Source organism: Pseudomonas sp. Leaf15 (assembly GCF_001421425.1).
Classification (GTDB): Bacteria; Pseudomonadota; Gammaproteobacteria; order Pseudomonadales; family Pseudomonadaceae; genus Aquipseudomonas; species Aquipseudomonas salomonii.
Map to the genome: position 1 here is coordinate 257,860 of NZ_LMKI01000032.1, position 12,965 is coordinate 270,824.

Sequence of the window (12,965 nt, forward strand, 5' to 3'; positions counted from 1 at the left end):
GAGATTTTTTGTGAGCGAACTCATTCGCGTACCTGACATCGGCAGCGGTGAAGGTGAAGTAATCGAGCTGTTTGTGAAGGTCGGCGACACCGTCGAAGCCGACCAGAGCATCCTGACCCTGGAGTCGGACAAGGCGAGCATGGAAATCCCTGCTCCCAAGGCCGGCGTGGTCAAGAGCCTGAAAGTGAAGCTGGGCGACCGTCTGAAAGAAGGCGACGAACTGCTGGAACTGGAAATCGAAGGCGCCGCTGATGCGGCCCCTGCGCCAGCCCCGGCTGCCGCTGCTGCACCCGCACCTGCTGCTGAAAAACCTGCTGCCGCTGCCGAGGCCCCTGCGGCTCCGGCTGCTGCCCCGGCTGCCGCCACCGTTCAGGACATTCATGTTCCGGACATCGGTTCGTCGGGCAAGGCCAAGATCATTGAGCTGCTGGTAAAAGTCGGCGACACCGTCGAAGCCGACCAGTCGCTGATCACCCTGGAGTCCGACAAGGCCTCCATGGAAATCCCATCGCCGGCCGCCGGCGTGGTGGAAAGCATCGCGGTCAAGCTGGAAGACGAAGTCGGCACTGGCGATTTCATCCTCAAGCTCAAAGTACAAGGCGCTGCACCTGCTGCTGCGCCAGCACCGGCTGCTGCTCCGGCTGCCAAGGCTGAAGCTGCTCCGGCCGCTGCTGCACCTGCCGCACCTGCTGCAAAAGCCGAGGCCGCACCGGCTCCGGCTGCTGCCGCACCTGCGCCAAGCGGTGCCAAGGTTCACGCCGGCCCTGCCGTGCGTCAACTGGCCCGTGAGTTCGGCGTAGAGCTCAACGCTGTATCGGCCACTGGCCCGCACGGTCGCGTGCTGAAGGAAGACGTGCAGGTTTACGTCAAAGCCATGATGCAGAAAGCCAAGGAAGCTCCGGCTGCCGGCGCTGCTACGGGCGGCTCGGGCATTCCACCGATCCCGGTCGTGGACTTCAGCCGCTTCGGCGAAACCGAAGAAGTGCCGATGACCCGCCTGATGCAAATCGGCGCGTCGAGCCTGCACCGCAGCTGGCTGAACATCCCGCACGTGACTCAGTTCGACCAGGCCGATATCACCGACCTGGAAGCTTTCCGCGTTGCGCAGAAAGCCGTGGCGGAAAAAGCCGGCGTGAAACTGACCGTGCTGCCACTGCTGCTCAAGGCCTGCGCGCACCTGCTCAAGGAGCTGCCGGACTTCAACAGTTCGCTGGCACCAAGCGGCAAGGCGATCATCCGCAAGAAGTACGTGAACGTAGGTTTCGCGGTGGATACCCCGGACGGCCTGCTGGTTCCTGTGATCAAGAACGTTGATCAGAAGAGCTTGCTGCAACTCGCCGCTGAAGCTGCTGCGCTGGCTGCCAAGGCCCGCGACAAGAAGCTCACCGCCGACGACATGCAAGGCGCGTGCTTCACCATCTCCAGCCTCGGTCACATTGGCGGCACTGGCTTCACGCCAATCGTCAACGCGCCGGAAGTGGCGATCCTGGGTGTGTCCAAGGCCACTATCCAGCCTGTGTGGGACGGTAAAGCGTTCCAGCCGAAGCTGATGCTGCCGCTGTCGTTGTCCTACGATCACCGTGTGATCAACGGCGCGGCTGCTGCCCGCTTCACGCAGCGCTTGAGCCAACTGCTCAACGACATCCGCACCATCCTGCTGTAAGCCTTCAACGGGCCTCCCCGTCACCGGGGAGGCCTGGCACTACCGATTTCCGAGCGCCACGCTCGTACCTCAACCCCGCCACTTGGCGGGGCTTTTTTTGGGTGCCTGTTGGACACGCAAGACAGGTTTGTACACCTTCCATCACCCCGATTGCAGAAATCCCCTGCGCGGCCGATAACAGGGTTATAGCACTTAGCCTTCATCCTCTCTTGTCAGTGCGTGCTGCATGATGCAACCTTGCCGCAAATGACAGTAAAGAGGGCGTGAGCCCGGCGCCGTGCGCATCTTCCCAAGCGAGTTTCCCCCATGAAAAGCCAACCCGATGTCGCCCGTATGGCGGCCGAGGTAGTGACGCAATTACCGGTGCCTTCGCGCCTCGGTATGCTGCGTTTCGAGCGGCTTAATGAGGCAAGCTGGGCGCTGTTGTACCTGGACCCTAATTGCGAGCGCCAATTCGGCCTGCCGGCGGTGGAACTGTGCGCCTTGATCGGCACCCCTTACGCCAGCCTGATGGAACCCCAGGCGCGCTATCAATTGCACGACACCATCCAGCAGCAACTGGCCCATAGCCCGCATTACCTGGTGCGCTACACCCTGCACACCAACGATGGGCCCTTGAGCCTGCTGGAGATGGGTGAGGCGTATAAGCAGCACAATCGCCACCTGTTGCGCGGCTACCTGATGGTGGTCGACGGCCTGTTCAGCGAAATCCCGATGACAGCCCCGACCGCCGACCTGGAAAACCAGAACAGCCGCCTGCAGATCGCCCTGGAACTCAACCAGCGTGCCCAGCAGGAACAACTGCAACACCTTGAACGGGTACGCGCCCAACAGGAGCTGATCCTGCTGCTGGCGCGCCAGCGCTACACCACACCGAATTCGCTGCAAGAAGCCGCCGAGCTGATTACCCGCAGTGCCTGCGATATCTACCAGATCGACTGCGCCAGCATCTGGAACCTCGAAGGCCAGCGCCTGGTGCCGATCTCGGCCTACCACCGCGACGACCAGCAGTACCACTTGCCCGAAGCGATCGACGCCAGCGGCTTCCCGGACTACCTGGAAGCCCTGCATTCGAGCCGCGCCATCGACGCCACCCACGCGATGCGCGACCCGCGCACCCGGGAGATGGCCAAGAGCCTGCGCGCCAAGGACGTCCACGCCATGCTCGACGCCAGCATCCGCGTGGATGGCCAGGTCGTTGGCGTGTTGTGCCTGGAGCAATGTGGCAGCTCGCGTGCCTGGCAGTCGGACGAGATCGCCTTTGCCGGCGAGTTGGCGGACCAGTTCGCGCAAGTGATCAACAACCACAACCGCCGCACCGCCACCAGCGCCTTGCACCTGTTCCAACGCGCAGTTGAGCAAAGCGCCAACGCCTTTCTGCTGGTCAATTGCGACGGCGTGGTGGAGTACGTCAACCCAAGCTTTACCGCGATCACCCAGTACAGCGCCGAAGAAGTCCACGGCCACCGCCTGGCGCAGTTGCCGGCCCTGGAAAACCTCAGCGAACTGCTGTTCGACGCACCCTCGAGCCTGGCCAAGAGCAACAGCTGGCAAGGCGAATTCAAGAGCCGGCGCAAAAACCTGGAACCCTATTGGGGCCAGCTGTCGATCTCCAAGGTGTATGGCGACAACCGTGAGTTGACCCACTACATCGGCATCTACGAAGACATCACCCAGACCAAGCTCGCGCAGCAGCGTATCGAGCGCCTGGCCTACACCGACAACCTGACCAACCTGGGCAACCGCCCGGCGTTTATCCGCAACCTTGATGAACGCTTCGCCCGCGACAGCGACACCCCTATCAGCCTGCTGCTGGTGGACATCGACAACTTCAAGCGCATCAACGACAGCCTCGGCCACCAGACCGGCGACAAGCTGCTGATCAGCCTGGCCCGGCGCCTGCGCAACAGCCTGAGTGCCGGCGGCAGCCTGGCGCGTTTTGCCAGTAACGAGTTTGCGGTATTGCTGGACGACACTGACCTTGAAACCGGCCAACAGGTGGCCAGCCAATTGCTGACCACCCTCGACAAGCCGATGTTTGTCGACAATCAGTTGATCAGCGTCACCGGCTCCGTGGGCCTGGCCTGCGCGCCGCTGCACGGCCGCGACCCGCAAACCCTGATGCGTAACGCCGGTTTGGCGCTGCACAAGGCCAAGGCCAACGGCAAGCATCAGGTGCAAGTCTTCACTGAGGCGCTGAACGCCGAAGCCAGCTACAAGCTGTTCGTGGAAAACAACCTGCGCCGCGCCCTGACCCAAAACGAGCTGGACGTGTTCTACCAGCCCAAGCTGTGCCTGCGCAGCGGCCGCTTGCTGGGCATGGAAGCGCTGTTGCGCTGGAACCACCCGGAAAAGGGCATGATCCGCCCCGACCAGTTCATCAGCGTGGCCGAAGAAACCGGTTTGATCATCCCCATCGGCAAATGGATCGCGCGCCAGGCCTGCCGCATGAGCAAACAATTGAGCGCAGGCGGCATGGGTAATCTGCAGGTGGCGATCAACCTGTCGCCCAAGCAGTTCTCCGACCCGGACCTGGTGGCGTCGATCGCCACCATCCTCAAGGAAGAACAACTGCCGGCCAACCTGCTGGAGCTGGAGCTGACCGAGGGCTTGCTGCTGGAAGCCACCGAAGACACGCGCCTGCAACTGGACCAGCTCAAGAGCTTCGGCCTGACCCTGGCCATGGACGACTTCGGCACCGGCTACTCGTCGCTGAGCTACCTGAAAAAATTCCCCATCGACATCATCAAAATCGATCGCAGCTTTATCCATGAAATCCCGGACAACCAGGACGACATGGAAATCACCTCGGCGGTTATCGCCATGGCCCACAACCTCAAGCTCAAGGTAGTGGCCGAGGGCATCGAGACGGCCGAACAGCTGGCGTTCCTGCGCCGCCACCGCTGCGATGTCGGCCAGGGCTACCTGTTCGACCGGCCAATCCCCGGCGCAGAGCTGTTGGAAAAGCTTAAACGCTACCCGCGCGGGCCAATCGCCTGACAGCGCTGTAACACTCGGGCACACTGGCTGTCTGTCTTAATACATAACTCAATCTGACTGAGAGGACTGATCATGGTCTTGCGCTCGGAAATTCTGGTGAACAAAAACGTGCTGCCGACTCAAGAACAAGCTTTGCCTGGCCGTGAAACGCCGATGAACCTGCCGGAAACTCACTTCGTCAACGGCAACCCGCTGCTGGGCCCCTTTGTCGACAACGTAGAGTTCGCGATCTTCGGCCTCGGTTGCTTCTGGGGTGCCGAACGACGGTTCTGGCAGCGCGACGGCGTGGTCAGCACCGTGGTCGGTTACGCCGGCGGTTACACGCCGAACCCGACGTACGAAGAAGTCTGCTCGGGCCTGACCGGCCACAGCGAAGTGGTACTGGTTGTATTTGACCAGGACAAGATCAGCTATGAAGAACTGCTGAAAATGTTCTGGGAATTGCACAACCCCACCCAGGGCATGCGCCAGGGCAACGACATCGGCACCCAATATCGCTCGGTGATCTACGCGGTGAAACCCGAGCATTTGGAGGCAGCCAAGGCCAGCGCCGATGCCTATCAGGCTCAATTGTCCAAGGCGGGCCTGGGTGTGATCACCACGGAAATCGAAGAAGCCCCGACGGTGTATTTCGCCGAGGCGTACCACCAGCAGTACCTGGCGAAGAATCCGCAAGGCTATTGCGGCATCGGCGGTACCGGCGTGACCTGCCCTATCTAAGGGCAACACCGATGATGATCGTTCCCACGCTCCGCGTGGGAATGCCGACAGGGACGCTCTGCGTCCGCTCTTGAGGCGTGACGCGGAGCGTCACAAGATGCATTCCCACGCAGAGCGTGGGAACGATCAGCCTTCTGATTACTCAGCGATGAGCCAATCCATCTGCCACCCACCCTGGGTCTGGCCAAGTTTTTTGGACAGCCACGGCAGCAGCTCACGCAACTCCTCCTCCAGCCCCCACGGCGGGTTGGCAATCGCCAGGCCCGAGCCGGTCAGGGTGTTGGGCGTGTCCAGCGGATGCACCAGCAATTCCACACGCAGCAACTTCGGCGCGCCGGTGCCGGCCAGGTCCTGGTAGAAGCGCCGCAGCATGCGCTGGTCTTTCACCGGGTACCAGATCGCCGCGACGGTCTGGCGCATGCGGCCGACCGCTTCCTTGAGGGATGCCGCGCAGCGCTGCATTTCATCGAGCTGCTCAAACGGCGGATCAATCAGCATCAACGCGCGTTTTTCCGGCACCGGCAGCAAGGCACGCGGCACGTGCCAGCCTTCGCCCAAGTGCACTTTGACCCGGCGATCGCCCTTCATGTTGTCCTTGAGCAGCACGCCGTCTTCCGGGTGCTTCTCATTGAGCAACACGCGGTCCTGGGGCCGCGTGAGGCGGCGCGCCAGCTCCGGGGAGCCTGGGTAGTAGCGCAACTGGCCGTCCGGGTTCATCTCGTGCAGCACACGCATGTAGTCGGCGGTGAGTGGCGGCAGGTCGCTCTCGCCCCACAGGCGTGCAATGCCTTCCAGGTATTCGCCGGTGCGGTTGGCCTGGTCGCCCTGCAAGTCGTACAGCCCAATCCCGGCGTGGGTGTCGAGGTAGGCGAACGGCTGCTCCTTGCGCGACATCAGGGCGATGAGGCGGGTCAAGGTCAGGTGTTTAAAGACATCGGCGTGGTTGCCGGCGTGAAAGGCGTGACGATAATTCATGGTTGCTCCTGCGCAGGGGGCGAAGTTTACCTTCTACGCAAGCAAAGGTGCAGGGCTGCGTGTCGGGCGGCGCTTATGTCGCAAAGGCAGGCGCACTGCCGAAAACAATCTATGGCTGCTGTGGGAGCTGGCTTGCCTGCGATGGCATCACCGCGGTATTACCCGTACACCAGCGGTGCTGGCATCGCAGGCAAGCCAGCTCCCACATCGCCTTGGGGGCAACTCTGGAATCCAAGGAGGTCAACCCGCATCATGAAAGACGCCACCATTGCATTGCACCACGGCTTCAAGTCGGACCCGACCACCAAGGCTGTCGCCGTGCCTATCTACCAGAACGTCGCCTTCGAGTTCGATAACGCCCAGCATGGCGCCGACCTGTTCAACCTGGACGTGCCCGGCAACATCTACACACGCATCATGAACCCCACCAACGACGTGCTGGAGCAGCGCATTGCCGCCCTTGAAGGCGGTATCGCCGCCCTGGCCGTATCGGCCGGTAGCGCGGCGATCCACTATGCAATCCAGACCCTCACCCGTGCCGGTGACAATATCGTCACCACGCCCCAGCTTTACGGCGGCACCTACACCTTGTTCGCCCACCTGCTGCCAAGCTTTGGCGTCGACGTGCGCTTCGCCCGCGACGACTCCGCCCAAGCCATCGCCGAACTGATCGACGACAACACCAAGCTGGTCTACTGCGAAAGCATCGGCAACCCCGCGGGCAATATCATCGACATTGAAGCCCTGGCTGATGTCGCCCATGGGCGCGGCGTACCACTGATGGTGGATAACACCGTGGCCACGCCGATCCTGTGCAAGCCGATTCAGTTCGGCGCCGACATCGTGGTGCACTCGGTCACCAAATACGTGGGCGGCCATGGCAACTCCCTGGGCGGCGTGATCGTCGACAGCGGCACCTTCCCCTGGACCCGATACCCGGAAAAATTCCCCGGCCTCAACCAACCGGAGCCGGCCTACCACGGGGTGGTCTACACGGAAAAGTTCGGCCCCGCCGCCTTCATTGCCCGCGCCCGCACCGTGCCGTTGCGCAACACCGGCGCGGCGCTGGCGCCGATGAATGCATTTCTGTTGCTGCAAGGCCTGGAAACCCTGGCCTTGCGCATGGAGCGCCATACCGAAAACGCGCTGAGGGTTGCGCAGTTCCTGCAAGGCCACGCCGAGGTGGAATGGGTCAGCTACGCCGGCTTGCCGGACCACCCGCACCACGCCCTGGCGCAGAAATACATGCAGGGCAAACCCTCGGCGATCCTGTCATTCGGCTTGAAGGGCGGCTATGACGCGGGCGTGCGTTTCTACGATGCGCTGCAAATCTTCAAGCGGTTGGTGAATATTGGCGATGCCAAATCCCTGGCCTGCCACCCTGCGTCCACCACTCACCGGCAAATGAACGAGCAGGAACAGGCCAAGGCCGGCGTGAAGCCGGAGATGATTCGCCTATCGGTCGGCATTGAGGCGATTGAAGACCTGATCGAGGACCTGCGGCAGGCCCTGGCCTCAACTCAACTCTGAAGCCAAATAACTCGCCAGCGCTTGAGGGCTGAGGTCGGGCCCGCGCGAAAAGTAGGCGACCTTGTGCCGCAAGGTCGCAGGCGTAAACGCGGTGTAGAGGTCCGGGCGTTGTTCTTCGAGCCATTGCAGCAGGTTGCCGATCAGCACCTGCGGCGAGTGCTCGGCCAAGTGCTCAAGCAGCGACGCCGGCACTTGCCACCATGGGCTGGCCCTGGCTGCCGTGGCCGGGCCGGTGCTGACGGCCAGCGGCTGGCCATTGATCAGGTAGCGCTGAAACACCGGCAACACGCGTGCGGCCTCGTCGCCCAGCTTCTGCAAAATGGGCAGCCAGTGAGCGCCATCCCAAAAACGCAAAAACACCGCCTGCTCATCCGGCAACAACACCTTGGTCAAACCTTGCAGGTGCGCAACCACCGTCTCCGGCGGGCTGGACGAGACCGCGAGCCAACCCCAGTCCGTTGCCTCGGTGCTGGCGACCCAATCCAGGAACGCACTGCCCGGCTCAACAATGCCTACATAAGGCATGACGTCGACCCAATCGGCGTAAGCCGTACCGGCCCATATCGAATGCGGCAAGTTCCCCGGCGCCAGGGTTTGCCATGCAATAAGCGGCCTGGCTTCGCTGGCGCTGCCCAACACCGCGTAGAGCTGCTCTTCGGGTTGTAGCGGCCACTGTGCAAGCCAGGCGCCGGGAACCATGGGCTGAGACATCGGGATAAATTCCATTTAAGGGTGAGAGTGTCCGGGGATATCACACTGGCCGTTCTTGCAGCGCTCACACTCTTCGCAAAACGGCGCACTGCGCTTGAGGCTGGCAACCTGTACGCCACTGAGAGGTGCAGCAACTGCCGCTGACAACTTTTCGGTGACACCCGGCATCAATGGCATCGGCACGGCAGCGGGCGCACCGCCAACCTGAATCGGCACACTGCTGAATATCCCGGCGGCCGACAGGGTGATCGATTGCCCCCCGGCCTGGATTGTCACGCTGGCGCCCGCATCGATGACCACGCTTTGCCCGGCGCCGATCTGGATGGTCCGCCCGGCCCGCACCTGCTGCGAACCACCGATGACCAGATGATCATCCTGTTTAAGCTCCGCGAGGCGATTGCCATGGGTGATGCGCTGTTCTTCACCCAGCAGCTCATGGTGGGATTCGCCGCCCACCCTCACCTGCCGCTGGTTATCGACCTGTACCTGCTGGTCATGCAACACATGTTCGGTCCAGTCCCGCTGGGCACGCAGGTAAATCTCCTCGGCGCCTTTGCGATCCTCAATGCGCAGCTCGTTGTAACCACCGCCGCCCGGAGTGCTTTGGCTTCGAAACAGGCTGCGGGTCTTTTCCGCCGGCAGATCAAGGGGCAACAGGTTCGCCGCGTTGGGCAGGCAGCCCATCACCAGTGGCATATCCACGTCACCATTGACGAAGCCCACCAGCACCTCCATGCCGACCCGCGGGATCAGCACCGCGCCATAACGGTCGTGGGCCCAGCCGCTGGCTACCCGCAGCCAGCAACTGGAGTGCTCGTTGTGTTCGCCGTCACGGTCCCAGGCCATCTGCACTTTGACGCGACCGAATTCGTCGCAGTGGATCTCCGAGTCGGCAGGCCCGGTGACCACTGCGTTCTGGTAGCCCGATATTTGCGGGCGGGACATGATCAGCGGCGTTCGATACGGCACGTCCCAAGGCGTCACTACAAAACTGTTGGTGTAGCCGAGAGGCAAGTCATCGCCCTGGGTGTCGGGCGCAGACTCTTCAAGGACTTGAGGCTGTTGCCCTGAATGGCTCATGTGGGTGACCAGCCACAAATCATTCCAGGCCTGGCGAGGGTGCCCGGACATTTTCAGGAACCGCCCGGCGGCCAACGCCGGTTGGTCGCTAATACCGCTGGCTTGGCGAAAGTTGCTGCGATGACGTTCCAGCACGCGCTGAGCCAGGTGCTTGCCATGGGCTCGATCGGTGAAATACCCAGGGTAACGCTGCTCTTCAAGGACGGGCTGCTGCCCACTGGATATCTGACTTTCCAGGGCCAGGCGGGGCTTTTTGAAATCGTAGTCCCGCAGGTTCACGCCCGTGGTGCGGGTCTCCAGTCGCAGAATAAAAAGCTTGATCGCAGGCGTACCGGCCACCAGAGCGGAACCGGCCGAGTACGCAGTGGCTTGGTCTGGCTGGGTGAATACGCTTTGGTCATCGCCAAACACCAATAGATGGCGCTCGGGGCTGTGCTGGAAGTGATAGTGAATGCCTGACTCCACGCACAAGCGCTGAATGAACTCCAGATCGTTTTCGCCGAACTGAACACAGTACTCACGCTCGGGGTATTGCCCACTCAGCTGAAACGCAAAGGCATCACCCTGGATCACCTGTGCTTCCAGTACAAGCGCAATGATCTGCGGCACGGTTTTTTTCTGAAAGATTCGCTGGTGCGTGCTGTGTTCCAGGTAAGCCAACTGCGGCACCAGGCTGATCTGGTAACGGGTCAGGCGCTTGCCCGAATCGCCTTGCGCCACCCGGTACACCTGGCCATGAACGCCGTGCCCTTGCGCATCAAACCCCAGGAACGCCTGACGGTGCAGGAGGCTATCAAGGTCCAGGTCGGGTTGTTCGCTCACCAACTCAAGGTCAAAACGAAAAGGCAGGCTGATGAATTCATCACCCGAAAACCCCTGAACCTTGAGTTCACTGGGCTGCCCATCAAGGGTCAGGTTAAAGGCACTTTGATTGGCAAGAGCAAACATCCGGTGTCTCTCCGCAAAGGGTGGGTGAGCGATTCTGCACCAGCTTTTCACCCACCAGAGCGCACCACAGGCAAATCAGTAAGCTCCTACAACCTGGGTGCCGGATTCTTCATGTAGCCGGCGTCGAAGGCATACCAAAGCCGTGCTAGCGTAAAGTGCTTACCCACCGGATCACTGGAAAAAGCATGGTCACCCGCTACGCAAAAATCATCCTGACCCTGGCCCTCACCGCCTTTGCCACCTTGGTTGCGTTCAACAACATCACGGATTACGGCTCCAACTTCGCCTTCGTCCAACACGTGTTGAGCATGGACACCACCTTCCCGAACAACGCCGCCATGTACCGGGCGATCACGACGCCGTGGATGTGGCACGCGGCCTACGCGCTGATCATCCTCGGCGAAGCGCTCACCGCAGTGCTGCTGGCGCGTGGCGCGCTGTCGCTGTGGCGCGCGCGGCATGCAGTCGGCGCCGATTTCAACCGCGCCAAGGCAGACGCAACCGCCGGCCTGACCCTCGGCTTTGTGGTGTGGTTCTTTGGTTTTATGGTGGTGGGCGGTGAGTGGTTTCTGATGTGGCAGTCCCACCAGTGGAATGGCCAGGAGGCAGCATTCAAGTTCTACATGGCGATTCTGGGCGTGCTGATTTTTCTCAATCAGCCGGAGGCTGACTGAACTGACAGCGGGACGCGGAGCGTCCGGGGTGGCATTCCCACGCGGAGCATGGAAACGATCAAAACGATCAAAAAAAGGCCCGCCATCCTTAGGATGCGGGCCTTTTTTCTAACGCAATTGGCGCTTAACGCCCATCGAGTTACTTGTTGAGGTTGTAGTCTTTTTCCGCTGCATCAAAGCGCTCGACCATACCGGCCGTCGGTGCGCCCATCTTGCTCACGAAATAGATCGCCAGGCTGGCGAAGATAAAGCCCGGGATGATTTCGTACAGGCCCAGCAGGTTGAAGTGCTTCCACACGATCACGGTGATCGCGCCGACCAGGATACCGGCCAGTGCGCCGTTACGCGTCATGCCTTTCCAGATCACCGAGATCAGCACCACAGGGCCGAACGCAGCGCCGAAGCCTGCCCAGGCGTAGCTCACCAGGCCCAGTACGCGGTTGTCCGGGTTGGCGGCCATGGCGATGGCGATCAGGGCCACCAACAGCACCATCGCGCGACCCACCCACACCAGTTCAACCTGGGAGGCGTTTTTGCGCAGGAAGGTTTTGTAGAAGTCTTCGGTCAGCGCGCTGGAGCACACCAGCAGTTGGCAGCTCAGGGTGCTCATCACCGCCGCCAGGATGGCCGACAGCAGCACGCCCGCGATCCATGGGTTGAACAGCAGCTTGGCCAGTTCGATGAACACACGCTCGTGGTTCTCGTTAACCGGGCCGGCCACTTCCGGGTGCGCCGAGAAGTAAGCAATACCGAAGAAGCCCACCGCCACGGTGCCGGCCAGGCACAGGATCATCCAGGTCATGGAGATGCGACGCGCCTTGGCGATCGACTTTACCGAATCCGCCGCCATGAAACGCGCGAGGATGTGCGGCTGGCCGAAGTAACCCAGGCCCCAGCCCATCAGCGAGATGATGCCGATGAAACTGGTATTTTTGAGCATGTTGAAGTTGTCGGGGTTCTTGGCTTCGATCGCCAGGAACGTGGTGTCGACGCCACCAGTGGCCAGCAGCACGATGATTGGCGTGAGGATCAGTGCAAAGATCATCAGCGTGGCTTGTACGGTGTCGGTCCAGCTGACCGCCAGGAAGCCGCCAACAAAGGTGTAGGCAATGGTCGCCGCAGCACCGGCCCACAGCGCCGTCTCGTAGGACATGCCGAAGGTGCTTTCAAACAGACGGGCGCCCGCCACGATGCCGGACGCGCAGTAGATGGTGAAGAACACCAGGATCACCACCGCCGAGATAATCCGCAGCAGGCCGCTTTTATCTTCGAAACGGCTGGAGAAGTAATCCGGCAGCGTCAGGGCGTCTCCGTTGTGCTCGGTCTGCACCCGCAGGCGACCGGCCACGAACAGCCAGTTGAGGTAGGCACCGACGATCAGGCCGATGGCAATCCAGCTTTCCGACAGGCCGGACATGTAGATCGCGCCCGGCAAGCCCATCAGCAACCAGCCGCTCATGTCCGAGGCACCGGCCGACAAGGCCGTGACCACGCTACCGAGGCTGCGACCGCCGAGGATGTAATCAGAAAGGTTATTGGTGGAGCGATAGGCCATGAAGCCGATCAGCACCATTGCTGCGATGTAGATCACGAACGTGATCAGGGTTGGATTGCTAACGCTCATAGGAGTGACGCCCTGGCTTTGTTTTTATGTAGCAGCGGTC

9 protein-coding genes are annotated in these 12,965 nt (G+C 61.5%); 5 read left to right on the forward strand and 4 right to left on the reverse strand.

All coding sequences use genetic code 11. The features are described from left to right. Positions 1-10 precede the first annotated feature (10 nt). The 3 genes from aceF to msrA all read left to right on the forward strand — a co-directional run bounded on the left by aceF (position 11) and on the right by msrA (position 5,383). The gene (aceF, locus tag ASE80_RS20610) at positions 11-1,663 is read left to right on the forward strand and encodes a dihydrolipoyllysine-residue acetyltransferase (protein ID WP_056860572.1); all 1,653 of its coding nucleotides are present in this window, start codon (positions 11-13) and stop codon (positions 1,661-1,663) included. 306 nt (positions 1,664-1,969) lie between these two features. Then, complete coding sequence (locus ASE80_RS20615; RefSeq protein ID WP_056860573.1) at positions 1,970-4,663, forward strand: putative bifunctional diguanylate cyclase/phosphodiesterase; 2,694 nt, start codon at positions 1,970-1,972, stop codon at positions 4,661-4,663. A 72-nt stretch (positions 4,664-4,735) separates the two neighbouring features. Continuing rightward, positions 4,736-5,383, forward strand: coding sequence for a peptide-methionine (S)-S-oxide reductase MsrA (msrA, locus tag ASE80_RS20620; RefSeq protein WP_056860574.1), 648 nt, complete (start codon positions 4,736-4,738; stop codon positions 5,381-5,383). A 138-nt stretch (positions 5,384-5,521) separates the two neighbouring features. On the opposite strand, the gene ASE80_RS20625 is transcribed toward msrA, so the two are convergent. Further along, on the reverse strand, positions 5,522-6,358 hold the full coding sequence (locus ASE80_RS20625; protein WP_024073023.1) for a 23S rRNA (adenine(2030)-N(6))-methyltransferase RlmJ: 837 nt from the start codon (positions 6,356-6,358) through the stop codon (positions 5,522-5,524). A gap of 252 nt (positions 6,359-6,610) precedes the next feature. Between ASE80_RS20625 and ASE80_RS20630 the strand changes: the two genes are divergently transcribed. Then, on the forward strand, positions 6,611-7,888 hold the full coding sequence (locus ASE80_RS20630) for an O-acetylhomoserine aminocarboxypropyltransferase/cysteine synthase family protein (protein ID WP_056860575.1): 1,278 nt from the start codon (positions 6,611-6,613) through the stop codon (positions 7,886-7,888). On the opposite strand, the gene ASE80_RS20635 is transcribed toward ASE80_RS20630, so the two are convergent. After that, complete coding sequence (locus ASE80_RS20635; protein WP_056860576.1) at positions 7,874-8,599, reverse strand: DUF4123 domain-containing protein; 726 nt, start codon at positions 8,597-8,599, stop codon at positions 7,874-7,876. The two genes, ASE80_RS20630 and ASE80_RS20635, sit on opposite strands and share 15 nt — an antisense overlap. Positions 8,600-8,614: 15 nt before the next feature. Beyond that, positions 8,615-10,627, reverse strand: coding sequence for a type VI secretion system Vgr family protein (locus ASE80_RS20640; protein ID WP_056860577.1), 2,013 nt, complete (start codon positions 10,625-10,627; stop codon positions 8,615-8,617). A gap of 185 nt (positions 10,628-10,812) precedes the next feature. Here ASE80_RS20640 and ASE80_RS20645 point away from each other — a divergent pair, with 185 nt between their 5' ends. Further along, complete coding sequence (locus ASE80_RS20645) at positions 10,813-11,301, forward strand: DUF2165 family protein (RefSeq protein WP_056860578.1); 489 nt, start codon at positions 10,813-10,815, stop codon at positions 11,299-11,301. Positions 11,302-11,440: 139 nt separating this feature from the next. On the opposite strand, the gene putP is transcribed toward ASE80_RS20645, so the two are convergent. Then, entirely contained in the window at positions 11,441-12,925 is a 1,485-nt protein-coding gene (gene putP, locus ASE80_RS20650; protein ID WP_056860579.1) for a sodium/proline symporter PutP, read from the reverse strand. Between the last annotated feature and the right edge of the window lie 40 nt (positions 12,926-12,965).